Origin of the sequence: Amycolatopsis sp. CA-128772 (assembly GCF_002904295.1) — a bacterium.
In the GTDB taxonomy this organism is placed as follows: Bacteria; Actinomycetota; Actinomycetes; order Mycobacteriales; family Pseudonocardiaceae; genus Amycolatopsis.
Window position 1 is genome coordinate 37,927 of record NZ_PPHG01000087.1, and the last position, 14,745, is coordinate 52,671.

At 71.2% G+C, this 14,745-nt stretch carries 13 protein-coding genes, 1 tRNA gene and 1 pseudogene; 7 read left to right on the plus strand and 8 right to left on the minus strand.

Annotated elements, in window-relative coordinates:
* Positions 1 to 96 precede the first annotated feature (96 nt).
* From C2L59_RS37845 to C2L59_RS37860, 4 genes are all read left to right on the plus strand, one after another.
* Entirely contained in the window at positions 97 to 1,008 is a 912-nt protein-coding gene (locus C2L59_RS37845; RefSeq protein WP_103354409.1) for a PaaX family transcriptional regulator C-terminal domain-containing protein, read from the plus strand.
* A 2-nt stretch (positions 1,009 to 1,010) separates the two neighbouring features.
* Complete coding sequence (locus tag C2L59_RS37850; protein ID WP_199199478.1) at positions 1,011 to 1,790, plus strand: enoyl-CoA hydratase/isomerase family protein; 780 nt, start codon at positions 1,011 to 1,013, stop codon at positions 1,788 to 1,790.
* Positions 1,791 to 1,908: 118 nt separating this feature from the next.
* Positions 1,909 to 4,164, plus strand: a complete 2,256-nt coding sequence (locus C2L59_RS37855; RefSeq protein WP_233223905.1) for a glycosyl hydrolase family 18 protein — start codon at positions 1,909 to 1,911, stop codon at positions 4,162 to 4,164.
* A 169-nt stretch (positions 4,165 to 4,333) separates the two neighbouring features.
* A tRNA-Pro gene (locus C2L59_RS37860) sits at positions 4,334 to 4,407 on the plus strand.
* Positions 4,408 to 4,610: 203 nt separating this feature from the next.
* On the opposite strand, the gene C2L59_RS37865 is transcribed toward C2L59_RS37860, so the two are convergent.
* Positions 4,611 to 5,162 (minus strand): hypothetical protein, encoded by a 552-nt coding sequence (locus tag C2L59_RS37865; RefSeq protein WP_103354412.1) that lies wholly within the window; start codon positions 5,160 to 5,162, stop codon positions 4,611 to 4,613.
* A gap of 226 nt (positions 5,163 to 5,388) precedes the next feature.
* Here C2L59_RS37865 and C2L59_RS37870 point away from each other — a divergent pair, with 226 nt between their 5' ends.
* A complete protein-coding gene (locus C2L59_RS37870; RefSeq protein ID WP_103354413.1) occupies positions 5,389 to 6,210 on the plus strand; it encodes an SAM-dependent methyltransferase in 822 nt (273 codons plus the stop codon).
* Here the strand turns inward: C2L59_RS37870 and C2L59_RS37875 are convergent.
* From C2L59_RS37875 to C2L59_RS49525, 3 genes are all read right to left on the minus strand, one after another.
* Complete coding sequence (locus C2L59_RS37875; protein WP_199199480.1) at positions 6,199 to 6,585, minus strand: hypothetical protein; 387 nt, start codon at positions 6,583 to 6,585, stop codon at positions 6,199 to 6,201. The genes C2L59_RS37870 and C2L59_RS37875 overlap by 12 nt on opposite strands.
* Positions 6,586 to 6,641: 56 nt before the next feature.
* Positions 6,642 to 7,571, minus strand: a complete 930-nt coding sequence (locus C2L59_RS37880; protein WP_233223906.1) for a GDSL-type esterase/lipase family protein — start codon at positions 7,569 to 7,571, stop codon at positions 6,642 to 6,644.
* Between the two features lie 141 nt (positions 7,572 to 7,712).
* Positions 7,713 to 7,889, minus strand: coding sequence for a hypothetical protein (locus C2L59_RS49525; RefSeq protein ID WP_233223907.1), 177 nt, complete (start codon positions 7,887 to 7,889; stop codon positions 7,713 to 7,715).
* Positions 7,890 to 8,016: 127 nt separating this feature from the next.
* Here C2L59_RS49525 and C2L59_RS37885 point away from each other — a divergent pair, with 127 nt between their 5' ends.
* Positions 8,017 to 8,256 (plus strand): hypothetical protein, encoded by a 240-nt coding sequence (locus tag C2L59_RS37885; RefSeq protein WP_233223908.1) that lies wholly within the window; start codon positions 8,017 to 8,019, stop codon positions 8,254 to 8,256.
* Here C2L59_RS37885 and C2L59_RS37890 read toward each other — a convergent pair.
* The 3 genes from C2L59_RS37890 to C2L59_RS37900 all read right to left on the minus strand — a co-directional run bounded on the left by C2L59_RS37890 (position 8,253) and on the right by C2L59_RS37900 (position 13,198).
* On the minus strand, positions 8,253 to 9,080 hold the full coding sequence (locus C2L59_RS37890; protein WP_103354416.1) for a lysozyme: 828 nt from the start codon (positions 9,078 to 9,080) through the stop codon (positions 8,253 to 8,255). The two genes, C2L59_RS37885 and C2L59_RS37890, sit on opposite strands and share 4 nt — an antisense overlap.
* 90 nt (positions 9,081 to 9,170) lie before the next feature.
* A complete protein-coding gene (locus tag C2L59_RS37895; protein ID WP_103354417.1) occupies positions 9,171 to 10,619 on the minus strand; it encodes a radical SAM protein in 1,449 nt (482 codons plus the stop codon).
* Positions 10,619 to 13,198, minus strand: a complete 2,580-nt coding sequence (locus tag C2L59_RS37900; protein ID WP_233223909.1) for a glycosyltransferase — start codon at positions 13,196 to 13,198, stop codon at positions 10,619 to 10,621. Before C2L59_RS37900 ends, C2L59_RS37895 begins: the two co-directional genes overlap by 1 nt.
* Before the next feature lie 68 nt (positions 13,199 to 13,266).
* Here C2L59_RS37900 and C2L59_RS37905 point away from each other — a divergent pair, with 68 nt between their 5' ends.
* On the plus strand, positions 13,267 to 13,464 hold the full coding sequence (locus C2L59_RS37905) for a hypothetical protein (protein WP_103354419.1): 198 nt from the start codon (positions 13,267 to 13,269) through the stop codon (positions 13,462 to 13,464).
* Here C2L59_RS37905 and C2L59_RS37910 read toward each other — a convergent pair.
* Positions 13,448 to 14,742, minus strand: a pseudogene (locus C2L59_RS37910) (cytochrome P450). The gene C2L59_RS37905 and the pseudogene C2L59_RS37910 overlap by 17 nt on opposite strands.
* Positions 14,743 to 14,745: the final 3 nt, after the last annotated feature.

Genomic DNA, 14,745 nt, shown 5'->3' on the forward strand with positions numbered 1-14,745 from the left:
ACCACCGACAGTGTGTGTCCCGTGGCGCTTTGATCACTCACTGTGGGTACCCTGTTCGGTTGTCAGTCCCGCAGCGCAGTGAGGTCGGTGAACAGCATGGGCGAGCCCGCTCCCCCGGTCACCCTCGGCCGCAGGCCGAAGCCGAGGGAAGGCCGGTCGTCCGCGCCCCGGCCCACCGTGAGCCGGCGCCGGGAGGTCAGCCACGCCAGCGCGCGGTCGCTGCTGATGACCGTGCTCGGCGAGTACGCGCTGCCGCGCGACACCCCGGTCTGGACGTCGATGCTCGTCGAGGTGCTGGGCATCCTCGACATCGAGGAAAAGTCGGCGCGGCAGGCCCTCGCCCGCTCGGCCGCCGAAGGCTGGGTGGTCTCCGAACGCGTCGGGCGCCGCGTGCGCTGGTCGCTGACCCCGCCGGGGCGCCGCCTGCTGACCGAGGGCGCCGACCGGATCTACGCGTTCGGCCGCGAAGAACGCCGCTGGAACGGGCAGTGGCTGATGCTGATCGTCTCGGTGCCCGAGGCCAAGCGCGACCTGCGGCACCGCCTGCGCACGCGGCTGACCTGGGCGGGCTTCGGCTCGCCGGTGGCCGGTGTGTGGGTGAGCCCGGACCTGTCCCGCCAGCGGGAGGCCCAGCAGATCGTCAGCGAACTGGGCCTCGACGCGCAGGCGATGTCGTTCACCGCGGCGTACGGCGAGGTGGGCGAGCAGGAGTCGATGGTCGCCCGGTCGTGGGACCTGACCGAGCTCAAGGACCGCTACGAGGACTTCATCGACCGGTTCACCGGCCTGCACCCGACCGGCGGCCGGGCGGTGCTGCGGGCGCAGACCGAGCTCGTCCACGAGTGGCGGCGGTTCCCGTTCCTCGACCCGCAGCTGCCCGCCGAGCTCCTGCCGGCGAAGTGGAGCGGGACGAAAGCGGCGGAACTGTTCCATCACAAACACGTCGACTGGCGCCCCGAGGCCCAGCAGTATTGGGACGACATCGTCGAAGCCGAAGAAGCAGGGTGAACATGACTCAGCAGGTCCGCCTCGATCGTGACGGCGGGCTCGCCGTCCTGACCGTCGACGCTCCGCCGTTGAACCTCTACACGGCCTCGCTGCAGTCCGAACTCGCCGTGGCGATCGGCGAGCTGGAGGCCGAACCCGCGCGGGCGCTGCTGATCCGCGCCGAGGGCAAGATCGTCAGCGGCGGCGTCGACGTCTCCCTGTTCGACGCCCAGGGTTCGCCCGCCGAGGCGAAGGTGCTGTTCGACGAGATGCTGGCGGTGCCGGACCGGATCGCGGCGCTGCCGTTCCCGACCGTCTTCGCGGCGCACGGCCTGTGCCTGACCTGGGCGTTCGAGGTCGCGGTGGCCTGCGACCTCATCCTCGCCGCCACGCGCGCGAAGTTCGGCCTGGTCGAGAAGGTCGTCGGCCTGACGCCGACCATGGGCGGCACGCAGCGGCTCGCGGCCCGGGCGGGCGTCGGGCGCGCGAAGGAGTTCGTGATGACCGGCGACACCTACGACGCCGCGACGCTCGAGCGCTGGAACGTCGTCAACCGCGTGCTGCCGGACGAGGGGTTCGACGACGCGGCGCGGGCGTTCGCCCGGCGGCTGGCCGACGGCCCGACCCGCGCCCACGCGGCGACCAAGCGCGTCCTCGACCACTTCGCCGCCGGCGGCGTCCCGGAGGCGAACGCGCACATCACCACGATCGCGGCCGAGCTCTTCGAAACCGAAGATCTCCGCCACGCCGTGAAGTCGTTCTTGGCCGAGGGGCCGGGGAAAGCGACGTTCTCGGGACGTTAACAGTCCGTTCGGACAGCGGTTTCCGCCGTTCGGGCGTGCGCGGTTCTCCCCGGCCCGGGTTACATTCGACGTGGTCTAGACCACGTCGTCCCCGCCTCGTGCCGCTTGGAGAACCGCCATGAGACGCACTCCCGCACGACTACGCTCCGCGCTCGCCGCCTTGCTGATCGCAGCCGGCGGCACCGCGGCGCTCGCGCCACCCGCTGCCGCCGCCGGTTCGCTGACCGCCACCCTGGCGATGAGCGGCACCACCGGCACGTACACCGTCGCCAACACCGGCACGGCGTCGGTGAGCAACTGGGCCATCACCTTCACGCTGCCCGCCGGCGTCACCGCGTCGACCGGCGAAAACGGCACGATCACCCAGAACGGCACCCAGGTCACGCTGACCCCCGCCTACTACATCGCGACACTGGCGCCGGGCCGCACGACCTACCCGTACAGCCCGACGTTCCGGCTCAGCGCGGCCGCCACGCCGGCGCAGTGCCGCGTCGACAACGCCAACTGCGACGGATCACCGGACACGCCACCGGGCGCGCCGGCGAACCTCCGCCTGGTCGCGAAGACGACCAAGACGGTCGCGCTGGCCTGGAACGCGTCCACCGCCGGCTCGCTGCCGGTGACCGGGTACGACGTCTACCAGGGCACCGTCCTCGCCACGTCGGTGAGCGGCACGAGCGCCACGATTTCCGGGCTCACGCCGGGTACCGCGTACTCGTTCACGGTGAAGGCCAAGGACGCCAAGGGGAACACGTCCCCGGCGAGCGGCGCACTGGCCGTCACGACCAACAACCCGGCCGACGACACCCAGCCGCCGTCGGCGCCGACCGGGCTGCGCTCGACGGCCGCGGACTCGGCCAGCGTTTCCCTGACGTGGACCGCGTCGACCGACAACACCGGCGTGGTCAGCTACGACGTCTACCGCGGTTCCACTTTGGCCACGACGGTGACGACGACGGGTGCGGTGGTGACCGGCCTGGCACCGTCCACTTCGTACACCTTCACGGTCCGGGCGCGCGACGGCTACGACAACGTGTCGCCGCCCAGCGCGGCCGTCACCGCGAAGACCGGCGACATCGTTTCGGGCTACGCGAAGGTCGGGTACTTCGTGCAGTGGGGCATCTACGGACGCCAGTTCTTCGTGAAGAACCTGGAGACTTCGGGCGCGGCGGCGAAGCTGACGCACCTGCTGTACGCGTTCGAGAACATCGATCCGGTGAACCTGACCTGCCTGTCCGGGGTCACGAAGGGCACCACGGCGAACCCCCAGGACCCGAACCAGGGTGACGGCGCCGGGGACGCCGAAGCCGACTACTCACGGCCGTTCTCGGCGGCGCAGTCGGTCGACGGTGTGGCCGACACGGGCTGGGAGTCGTTGCGCGGCAACTTCAACCAGCTCAAGAAGCTCAAGGCGAAGCACCCGAACCTGAAGGTGCTGGTGTCGCTGGGCGGCTGGACGTACTCGAAGTACTTTTCGGACGTCGCGGCCACGGACGCGTCGCGCAAGAAGTTCGTCGCGTCCTGTGTGGACACCTGGCTGAAGGGCAACATCGCTTCGTACGGCGGCGCGGGCGGCCCCGGCACGGCGGCCGGCATCTTCGACGGCATCGATATCGACTGGGAGTGGCCGGCGAGCGGCGACGGGCACCCGGGCAACCACTGGAGCCCGAACGACAAGGCGAACCTGACCGCGCTGCTGGCCGAGTTCCGCACGCAGCTGGACGCGTACGGCGCGACGACCGGCAAGCGTTACCAGCTGCACGCGTTCACCCCAGCCGACCCGGCCAAGGTCGCGTCGGGCTGGGACCTGCCGAAGGTGTTCGACTACCTGGACGTGGCGAACGTGCAGGGGTACGACTTCCACGGTTCGGGCAGCGACAACTCGTGGGAGCCGAACCGCACCGGTCACCAGGGCAACCTGTACGCCGACGCGGACGACCCGTACAACTTCCACTTCAGTGCGGAAAGCGCGATCAACGCGTACACGAACGCCGGCGTCGACCCCCGGCGCCTGACGCTCGGCCTGGCGTTCTACGGCCGCGGCTGGCAGGGCGTCACCGACGGCGGCAAGAGCGGCGAATGGCAGTCGGCCACCGGCGCGGCCCCGGGCCAGTTCGCCGAGGAAGCGGGCACCCGCGGCTACGCGAACCTGCTGGCCAGCGTCCCCAACTGCACGGTCCACCACGACACGGCCGCGGTGGCAACATCGTGCTACACCGGCAACGGCGGCCAGTGGTGGACGTACGACGACGCCTGGTCCATCGGGCTGAAGACAACGTGGCTGAAGTCGCGCGGCCTGCTCGGCGTAATGGCGTGGGAGATGTCGGGCGACACCGGCGCGTTGATGAACGCGGTGAGCGCCGGGCTCGGCTGAGGTAGTCGTTCAGCCCGCTGGATCACCGTATCCAGCGGGCTGGACGCGCGCCCCGCAATCAGGGGTGACCTTGGCCTGTTTTCGCAGGTCAGGACGACTGGGCACCCTGGTTGCACGGGGGGTTGAGGGGCACGCTAAAGTACTTTCACGCACTCAGGCAGTGCGGGTCCGGGCTGTGGCGCAGTTTGGTAGCGCACTTGACTGGGGGTCAAGGGGTCGCAGGTTCAAATCCTGTCAGCCCGACGGACGCACTTGCAGGGCCCGTGAGCATCCACCGCTCACGGGCCCTTTGTGTTGACTTCCTCGCCCCAGGAAAGTTGATCTTCCGCCTGGTTCGCTTCTCCGTTGTCCGGGCTTGGCGTACGGGACGAGGCCGGGTGAAGACAGTGATCGGCGAGCCGAAGGCACCCTGCGGGCGGAAGTGGGCTCGCAGGGTGCGCCTGTGTTCAGTAGTTCAGCGTCGCGGTGTAGGCCGGTGCGCTTGTCGAGTCGCAGCGGGCGATCACGGTGGCGTCGAGGTGCGTCGGTTCACCCGCCGCATCGAAACTGATGCTGCGGACGGTGAACTCGCCGTAGGTGGTGCCGCATCCGCGGCCTTCACCGTCGACCCTCAGCCCGGGGGCGGTCGCCGTGGCGCCGGGGTAGCTGGTTGCGTTGGTGTAGTGGCCGGCGTGCAGCCGCTGTCCGCTGGGCGGGCTCAGGTAGACCGCCCAGTACGTGCCGGCGTACGGCCCGCCGTGGCGAGGTTCGAGGACGTTGAAGCGAACGGCCGTGTTGCCCCAGTAGTTCTCCAGCACGAAATCCGCGGTGGCGGTGCTGTAGTGCTCGGCGTTTCCTTGGCCGAGGTAGTCGCCGACCTCGCTGGTGTAGCTGTATGCCGGTGAACCGGTCGCTGCCGACGCCGGCGCGGCCGCGGGCAGCAGCGTGGTGGTTGCGGTCGCGACGAGCGCAACCGCGCCGGCAAGTCTTCGGGGCGAGCGGCGGCGAGTGAAGTTCACGGGTTCCCCTCCAGGTTGCGGGCGATCGTGGGTGATCGCACGCCTCTGCCTGTACCCGGTTCTCGTAAGGGCCAACCACATTGCGAACACCGGGGTCCTTCGGCAGCGAACTGAATGGGGAAAACCCGCCCCCCGTCCTGGAGACCGGGGGTACGCCCGTCCGGCTCAACCGGGAGCGGCCCGCGAACCGCTAAGGTGTTCGCCGTCGTCGAGGGTGGGAGGCTGCGTGAACGAAGAAACCGATGCCGACTGGATTCCGGCCGGGGCTGATCTCTCGCGACCCAGTGCCGCTCGGATCTACGACTACCTGCTCGGCGGGGCGCACAACCTCGCCCCCGATCGGGAAGTCGCCCGGAGGCTCGAGGCCATCCAGCCGCAAGTTGCCGGTGTGGCCAGACGCAACCGTGCGTTCCTCAGGCGGGTGGTGCGGTTCCTGCTCGAGCAGGGCGTCCGGCAGTTCCTCGACCTCGGCTCCGGCATCCCCACCGTCGGCAACGTGCACGAGGTTGCCCAGGAGGTCGATCCCGAGGCCAAAGTCGTCTACGTCGACTACGAACCCGTTGCCGTCGCCCACAGCGTCATGCTGCTCAAGGGCAACCCGCACGCCGCAGCCGTCGAAGCCGATGCCACCGATACCGGCGCCGTCCTCAAGTCGGCGCCGGTCACCGAACTGCTCGACCTGAGCCGGCCCATCGGGCTGCTCGCCATCACCCTCGGGCACTACCTGCCCGAGGTTCGCGGGGTCTTCGCGGCCTACCGGGACGCTCTCGCGCCCGGCAGCTACCTCGCGCTCACCCACCTCACCAACGACTTCGCCGTCCTCAGCGACCCTCGCGTCGCCGAGACCATGCGCAGCACCCAGGACAACATCTACCCGCGCACGAAAGACGAGGTGCTTGCCCTCTTCGACGGCTTCGAGCTCGTCGAGCCCGGGCTGACCACCTCCGCGAACTGGCGGCCCGATCGGCTCGCCGCCGTGGTCGATCCCGAAGCGGACGGCCTCTACGCCGGGGTCGGGCGGAAGCCCCATGCAGCACTACAAACGTAAGGGAGCGCCTGACAAGAGGAACGCCGACGTCCAGCCGGCCAGCTCCGTCAGCCGGCCGGTCAGCTCCTCGATCTCGGCCCAGCGGCGGTGCTCCCGCTCCACGTCCGGCACCAGGAAGTCCTCCACCAGCAACAGGAGCGTGGCGATCTCGTAGGCGACGTCGGCGAGCTGCAGGAACGGCCGGTACTCGGTCTCCGTGCCCGTCCCGTGCCGCGCCGCCCAGTCGCGGGCGCCGTGGCCGGCCGTCCGGCACACCGACGCCACCGTCCGGCGGAGGTCGGCCCGGCGGGAACCCGGCGCCCCTTCGGCCAGCGGGGCGACGTTCCAGGCCACCGACAGCAGGCAGCACCCGGCGTCGTCCATCGACTCGTTCATCACCCGGCGTACTCTGCGGACCCGCGGGCACAAGTCCGCCGTTCCGACGCGCCCGGTCACCCCATCGTGTGGAAAACCGGCCCGGATCGGGCGAGCATCGGCAGCGAGACGAAGTCCGCGAGCGCCTGCTGGCCGGCGGCGTTCGCGTGGATGCCGTCGCCGTTGTCGTACGCCGGCAGGATGCTGTTCGGCTTCAGCGGGTCCGCCAGCACCGTGTCGAAGTCCACCACGCCGGAACACGTGCCGCCGCAGGTGTTCCAGCGTTTCACGAACAGCGCGATCTCGTGCCGGTCCAGGTTCGCCTGGTCGCCGTAGCCCGGCCGGGGCGTGCTCGGTGTGACGTAGACCGGGATCCCGGCCGCCCGCAGCCGCGCGAACACCGAGCGGTAGCTGTCGAGGATCGTCGCCGCGTCGCAGCCGTACGCCAGGTCGTTCGTGCCGTAGTAATAGATGACGGCCGTGACGCCGTGCAGCGCCAGGACGTCCCGGTCCAGCCGGCTCGACGCGTCCAGGCCCGCCACCGACGGCGGCATCCCCGGGCACGACCGCGCGCTGGTCGTCCCCGACACGCCGGCGTTGGCCACCGCGAGCGGGACCGGCGACGCGACGATCCGCCGCGCCAGGTCGTCGGTCCACCGCCGGTTGGCGCCCGGCCGGGTGCAGCCGGGACCGCAGTTCGTGCTGCCGATGCCGTCGACGACCGAGCTGCCGTACGGGACGACGACACCGTTCAGCGCCGTGTTGTGCACGTCGACGGCGCTGACCACGTACGTCGACCCGACCGTCGAGGTGAAGGCGCCGCCCGAGACGTCGCCGGTGTGGTCGCCCGAGCCCGGCGGCGTCAGGTAGTTGTCCCGCAACGCCGCGCCGTGGCGGCCGGGGACGGCGGTGCCCTCGACCGACATGCTGACCGCGAGGTCGGAGTCCGGGCGCGTCGCGAGCCGGGTCTCGTCGCTCCAGACCTCGCCACCGGCGGGAATCGTCACCGCCGGACGGCCGGCGAAGGTCAGCTCACGCGCGTAGGAGACGGCCGCGCCGCCCGCGCCCGGCCCGGCGGTGGCGTGCCCGATGGTCAGCGGGCCGGTGCCGAAGGTGTTCTGGAACCGGACGCGAACCGCGTCGCCGCCCTAGCTGAGGTGGGTGAGCATCCGCAGGGACTGCCCGCTCACCGCGGCGTCGGCCCGGCCGTCCTGCGACTGCGCCCACGACGTGAACCACGCCCGCCCGGCCCCGGCGGCCCCCGGTGCGGAGACGACGACGGCCGCGGCCACGGAAACCGCAGCGAGAAGGGCGAACCTGCGCACGGCGCCTCCCGAGTCCACAAAGGACGAACGACGAACAGCTCCCGGCTGATCGTAGGCAGGCGGTCACGCGGGCGACAAGGTTTTGTCCGATCTTGTCAGCGGCGGCGGATTCCGATTCGATGGCGGCATGACCGAACCACGCCTCTTCGGCGATCCGTACGAGACCCCGGACGGGACCACGGTGGTTCCGGTCCACCGGCCGGTCGGGGTGTTCGCCGTCCGCGAGGGCCAGGCCCAGTGGGCGCCGGCGGTCGACGCCACGCGCGTCGCCCTGCTGGGGGTCGGTGTCGGGCTCGTCGCCGCCACCCTCGCCGGCATCGCCATGGTGCACCGGCCGCCGTGGCCCGACCTGCGCCGGCGGCACTAACCCTTCGCCAGCGCCTGGACGCGGCCGATCGGGCCGTTGTAGTAGTTCTGGTCGCCCGGCAGGCCGCCGCCCCGGGCGAACTGCCAGATGCTGTGCTTGTCCCAGCCCGCCGGGAGCTCGCCGACCTCCGGGCCGTAGCGCGCGAGCCACAGCGGGTCCGTCTCACCGAAGCGGCCGGTGTTGCCCGTGCACTGCTTCCACCACGCCGTGCTCGTGTAGATCAGCGCGCTGCGCTTGACCTTCGCCAGGTACGTGCGCGTGAAGTCGGCGATCCACGTCGTCATGTCCGCCGGGTTCTTGCCGTAGCAGACGTCGCCGTACGGGTTGTATTCGATGTCCAGGGCGCCGGGCAGGGTGGTGCCGTCCCCCCGCCAGCCGCCGCCGTTCGCGATGAAGTACTCCGCCTGCTCGGCGCCGCCGGAAATGTCCGGGCGGCCGAAGTGGTACGCCCCGCGGATGAGGCCGGCCGCGTGCGCGCCGTCGTACTGCTGGCCGAACTGCGGGTTGACGAACCCGGTGCCCTCGGTCGCCTTGACGTAGGTGAACTTCGCCCCCGCGCCGGCCGCCGCGGTCCAGTCGACCGGGCCCTGGTGCCCGCTGACGTCGTGCCCGAGCGTCTGTTCGGGCGCTTCGGCGCGAGGTGTCCCGTGCACGCCTTCGTGCCGCGCGATCTGCGTGCCGGCGAAGTTCGCCGCGGCCAGCGAGTAGTCGGGCGCGGCCGACGCGGGCGGGGGCGCGACCACCGGTGCGAGCACGGCCAGCACGCCGGCGAGCCAGGCTCGCCACCGCCGGGGTTCGTCGTGTCCGGCAACGGTTCGGCTCATCCACGCTCCGATCTCGGTCCTGGCACGTCCGAGATCCATGGTGCCTGCCCGCGTCGCTCCCCGCGAGCGTCATGTCACCCGATGTAGTGATCAGAGTTCGGTGGTGATGATCGCCTCCACGAGCGTCTCCCCCGGCGGCGTCAGCGCGACCACGCCGTCCGCGGGACGCAGCTCGACGAGCCCGCGCGCGGCCAGCGACCGGAACCGGCCCAGCCACGGCTCCGCGAACAGCGAGCGGCCCGGGAACCGGTCCCGGTGCAGGGAATCGCGCAGCGGCTGCAACGTCGTCAGCGCCATCTTGACGGCCCGGGCCTCCTGCGCCTCGGGCGTGAACCGCGTCGCCGACCCCAGCGGGATCCGGCCGGCCAGCACGGTTTCGGGGTAGCGGCGGGAGTTCACGTCGGTGATCGCCTCGGACGCGCGGCAGCTCGAGCTGCCGCCCAGCCCGATCGCCACCTCGGCTTCCTGCTTGTCCTGGTCGACCATGATGGACTTCCACTTCTCCGGCCCGCGGCCGTCGCGCGCGAAGTACATCGTCGGGTGCTCGGTGTACCCGGCCGCCCGCAGGCCCTCGGTGAGCAGCTCCCGCATCTGGTACTGCTCGCCGAGGGTGGGCCAGCGGTGGCCGTCGCGCACCAGCTTGTCCCGGTAGGACGGCAGCTGCCACGCCGCCGGCTTCTCGCCGGTGACGCCGGTGCGGGTGTCGCTGTAGGAGGCCAGGTGCAGCTTCGTGCAGACCACCGCCGTGACCTCGTTCTCCAGCACGACGTCCAGGTCGCGGCGGACGCTGTCGAGGTTCTGATCGAGCAGGCCGTACATCAGGTCGATGCTGACCCACTCGAAACCCGCCGCCGTCGCGTTGCGGACGAAGTCCACGCACATCGACGCCGTGTGCTCCCGCCCGCACAGCCGCAGCACGTGGTCGTCGAACGACTGGACGCCGCTGGACAGCTTGGTGCAGCCCAGCTCCCGCAGGAGGTCGAGCTTGGCCGGGGTGAACGTGCTGGGGTCGCCCTCGAACCGGATCGTCGTCGACGGCGTGAACCCGAAGTTCGACCGGTAGAACTCCAGCAGGCGGCGGATCTCCGGCTCCGGCAGCAGCGACGGCGTGCCGCCGAAGACGTTGAACTCCCCCACCTCGGCACCGGCCAGGCGGGGCACGGCGTCGAGCCACAGCCGCGCCTCGGCGATGTTGAGGTCGACCCAGGACTTCGCCTTTTCGTACGCCACTTCGGGGTTGCCCTTGACCAGCACCACCGGGTACTGGCAGAACCGGCAGCGGTAGGCACACGTCGGGATGTAGGACCACAGGTGGATCGGCCCGGACGAGGCCAGCTGCGCGTCCAGGTCACGCAGGAAGTCCTCCGGGGTACCGGGGACGTTGCCCGGGAAGACGTGCGCGCCGAACGGGTCTTCCTGCACGAAGTCCAGCAGGTGGCGGTTTTCGGGCGCTTCGAGGACGTCGAGCACCGCGGGCCGCGGCCACCCGGGGTCGATCGTGTGCAGCGAGCCGATCGCCTCTTCGTAGCCCAGGGACATCAGAACACCCCTCCGTTGCCGAAGTAGTTGTGGGCCTCGCCGGACTCGCGGTCTTCGCAGTAGTAGCGGACGAACTCGGCGAACCGCGCGGCCGGGACCTCCGCCAGGCACGGCGGCAGCGGCGGCGGGTGCCCGATGTCCTCGCCGACGTGCCGGCGCAGGCAGGCGAACAGCTCGTCGGCGAACTCGAAGTACAGCCGGTACGACGGCGTCTTGTAGGCGTGGATCGGGGTGAAGTCGACGACGCGCATTTCGTGCCGGATCTCGGCGATCCGCCGGGCCAGCCGCGCGGCCAGGCCGGCGCCGAAGAACGCGATGACGGCGTCGTCCTCCAGCAGCGCCGGGGTCAGCAGCACCGGCAGGAGCGTGTTCTTCGGCGTGAAGTCCTTGATGGAGAACTCCCACGCCTGCCGCGCCTCGGCTTCGGTGAGGTCGGCCGGCGCGGACGGCCCCGACGGGCGGATGTCGCGCATGACGATGATGCCGTCCGAACCGTAGGCGCGCCCGGCGATGACCTCGTCGATGGCGTGGTCGACGCGCCGCGGGTTGATCTCGACGCGCGAACGCGGGGCGTAGGTGATCGCGTCGCCGCCGCTGGCGACCCTGATCCCGAAGTCCCAGTCGTCGGAGAGGTGGTTGACGAACTTCCCGTCCTGCAGCTGGTAGAAGATCTCGATGCCGCCGGCGCGCTCGTAGGCGTCGCGCTCGACGGCGAAGCCCTTGCCGTCGGGAAAGCCGCCGAAGAGCGCGAAGGTGACCGCGCGGCAGCGCAGGGTCCGCTGGATCGCGTCCCACAGCCGCGGCCGTCCGGTGAAGTGGCCGGCGTTGTAGTAGTAGTCGCAGACGCCGATCGCGGCCTTGCTCGACTCCATCGCGGCGAACAGCTCGCTCAGCCAGTGCGGGTCGACGCGGCAGTCGGCGTCGGCGGAGACGAGGTAGAACCGCTCCCCCGGGTCGGACTCGGGCCGGTTCCGGCTGCGGGCCGCGGCGAAGTCCATCCCGGCCCGCCGCGCGCACGAGACGCCCTGCTCCGGCTCGTGGATGACGTGCAGGGCCAGGTCCGGGTGCGCGGCCGCGAAGGCCCGGGCGACGGCCACGGTGTCGTCGGTGGAGTTGTTGTCGACGAGCACGACCTCGTACCGGCCTTTGTCCAGGGGCGCGTCGCCGTCGCGCTGGTCGTGCAGCGTCCGCAGCACCTCCGGCAGGTTCGCGGCTTCGTTGTACACCGGCAGCACGACGCTCAGCCGCGTCGCCGCGCCCATCGGCGGCGGGTACAGCCGGTCGACCAGGTCGTCGACCACCCGCGCGCCGAACCGCGCCTGCCCGAGTTCCGAGTTCACCCGCACCACTTCGGCCCGCTTTCGTTCGTCGGTGATCAGCTCGGCGACTTCGCGGGCGAACGCCGCGTCCGGCAGGTCGCGGGCCCGGATGTCCAGCACCGGGGCCCGGAACCGGCCGTAGACGACGTCGTACAGCTCGTACCCGCTGGTGATGTACGGCGTCCCGGAGGCGATCGCCTCGCTGACCGGGTTGCCGTAGCTCTCGTAGTCGTAGGAGGTCAGGAACGACACGACGGTCGCGTGCGCGAGCAGGTCGCGCACGGAGTACCGGCCGGGGACCGTCGTGTCGTACGGGGTCAGCCAGCCGCCGAACACGACCCGCTCGCGCACGCCGAGGCGCGTCGCGAGGCCGGCCAGCCGGGCGTGCTCGGTGGGCGTCTCGCCGACGTCGCCGGCGACGAACAGCCACGCGTCCGGCAGCAACGCGAGGAGGTGGAGATCGCGGTCGATGCGCTTCTGCGGGATGATCCGCGTGATCCGGGCCAGCAGCGGGACGCCGTCGGGAATGGAGTGGTCACGCCGGAAGGCCGCGTTGCGTTCGTCGATCCGCGCGGGGGCGATGGCGAAGCTGTTGGGCAGGACGTCGATGTTCGCCAGCTCCGGCACCCATTCCAGGGTCCGTGCCTTCGCCTGTTCGTGGAGGGCGAAGTAGTGGATGTGCGGGGAGTTGCGCGGCGCCGGGACGCCGGGGTACGGGAAGCGGCCGTACTTGGCGATCCCCGGTTCGCTCTGCCACATCAGGTCGTGGTCGCGCCAGAACACGAACCGGCCGAGCCGGTGGCGGGCGCCGTAGCGGTCGATCGCCCGGTACAGCCCTTCGGTGTAGGCGATGTTCTCGGGCAGGGTGCCGTTCTCCACCATCACCATCGTGACACCGAGGCGTTCCCAGGTGGCCACGATCCGGTCCGCCAGCTCGCCGGCGATCCGGTCGATCTCGGGCCGCAGGGTGTTGTCGCCGCCCTGCACGACTCCGCGCAGGACGCGTTCGACGAACTCCCGGTCGTAGCCGCGGATCTCGTCGACGCGTTCGACGCGGTCGAGCGTGACCCAGTCCGGCAGCAGCTGCCCTTCGTCGCGGTAGGGGCGGAAGAAGGCGCCCTTGTCGGCCTTGACGTCGTACCCGAGGTCCAGGTGGACGCGGTGCCCGCGGGCGGCGAAGCGGCGCGCCGTCTTGAGGAACTCGACCACGACCCCGGACAGCGGAGTGGCGTCGAAGGACACGCCCCAGAGCACTGACATCGATGTCAAACCCCCGTATCGGCCTCGCCGTCGATTCCAGCGTAAGCGCCGGGGCGTCGAACGGCCGTGTGAACGCCTTCGTGGTCAACCTGCGGGCGCTCGCGCTGGTGCTCGGCGCGGCCGGTTTCCGCTGGTGCGCGGCCGTTCCGGGGGCGACGCGCGGGGTGACGCCGCCTCCGGGTGCGATCGTGCTGGTGCTGTCGGGTTCCGCGATGGTGATCGCGGCCCTCCGGGTGCGGCGGAGGCGGCTCAGCCGACCGGCTTGAGCTTCAGGTGGAAGTTGTCCAGGGTCGCCGGGAGCGGGCGTTCGGGAGACAGGACCGGGCCCGACGCCTGCTCGTACCCGTGGTCACGCAGCAGGGCGGCCAGCATCGTGCTCGCGCAGAACTGGACCAGGTCGCGGCCCGGGCAGATCGCCGGGCCCGCGCTGAACGGGACCAGCGCCGGGTTCTCCGCCGCCCGGCCGTCGAGCCAGAGGTCCGGCTCGAAGCGGTCCGCGTAGGGCAGGCCCGGGTCGCGGTGGAAGAACGGCGTGAAGATCAGCACCGTCGTTCCCGCCGGGCCCCACGCCGTCTCTTCCGTCGTCTCGCGGAGGATCATCGGTGTCGTCGGCCACAGGCGCACCGACTCCAGGACGCACGCGCGCAGGTAGCTCAGCTGCGCCGGTTCCGTCCCGTCGATCTCCGAACGGGCGCGGTCCTGCTCCGCCGGGTGGCTCGCCAGCAGGGCCAGCGTCCGGTAGGTGGCCATGCCCGCCGCGTCGAACGCGAACAGCCAGTGCGCCACCTGGTCGGGCGCGTCCACCGCGTCGGTCGCGGCGATCACCGCGGCCAGGCTGCCCGGCTCGGCGCGGTCCAGGTGCCCGGTCAGCCGGCGCCGGAACTCCTCGCGCAGCTGCTTGCGCTTCGGGTGCGCGTACGCCCAGTTCGCGTCGAGCCGCAGGCGTTCGAGCTGGTCGGTCAGCGTCGTGTCGTCCCGGGCGGCCGAGCCGAGCACGACGCGCCGGACCACGCGCCACCAGGTGACGTTGAACGTGTCCCAGTCGAGCGTTGCGGCGGACGGCAAGCCGGCCGCCTCCTCGGCGATCACCCGGGCGAACGGGGCCGCCAGCTCGTGCAGCGGACGGCCCGGCTGCAGGACGGCCTCGGTGAACGCCCGGCGGGCCGGGCGGCCGGCCGCGTCGGAGATCAGCACGCCGTGCGGCTGGAAGTGGCTCAGCGCCGCCCGCTTCTCCACTGTGGACTGAACGGCGTCGGCGCGCCGGCCAGCACGCGCTTCACGTCCGCACCGGACAGAGCGAGCTCGACCGTCCGGCCGGGCACGCGCAACCGGAGCGGGCGGCCGTAGTGGCGGTCACGCAGGTGACGCAGCAGGCGCACGGCCGGGCGGTCGAACTGCAGCTTCCCGGCCACCGCCATCGCCGCCGGGCGGCGCTTGATCACCCCACGGGCCAAAGTGGGCAGCGCCACCTGGACCGCGACGCGCAGGGTTTCAGCCACCGAAGCGGTCTCCGGTCGCGTGCGATGCTCCCGAGTGGACGTCATGGT

What these genes read in the sequence shown, in the direction of transcription:
- C2L59_RS37845 (WP_103354409.1), top strand. Translation starts at nt 97, where the DNA reads ATGGGCGAGCCCGCTCCCCCGGTCACCCTCGGCCGCAGGCCGAAGCCG.
- C2L59_RS37850 (WP_199199478.1), top strand. Translation starts at nt 1,011, where the DNA reads ATGACTCAGCAGGTCCGCCTCGATCGTGACGGCGGGCTCGCCGTCCTG.
- C2L59_RS37855 (WP_233223905.1), top strand. Translation starts at nt 1,909, where the DNA reads ATGAGACGCACTCCCGCACGACTACGCTCCGCGCTCGCCGCCTTGCTG.
- C2L59_RS37875 (WP_199199480.1), bottom strand. Translation starts at nt 6,585, where the DNA reads ATGAACGAGTCGATGGACGACGCCGGGTGCTGCCTGCTGTCGGTGGCC.
- C2L59_RS37885 (WP_233223908.1), top strand. Translation starts at nt 8,017, where the DNA reads ATGACCGAACCACGCCTCTTCGGCGATCCGTACGAGACCCCGGACGGG.
- C2L59_RS37890 (WP_103354416.1), bottom strand. Translation starts at nt 9,080, where the DNA reads ATGAGCCGAACCGTTGCCGGACACGACGAACCCCGGCGGTGGCGAGCC.
- C2L59_RS37895 (WP_103354417.1), bottom strand. Translation starts at nt 10,619, where the DNA reads ATGTCCCTGGGCTACGAAGAGGCGATCGGCTCGCTGCACACGATCGAC.
- C2L59_RS37900 (WP_233223909.1), bottom strand. Translation starts at nt 13,198, where the DNA reads ATGTCAGTGCTCTGGGGCGTGTCCTTCGACGCCACTCCGCTGTCCGGG.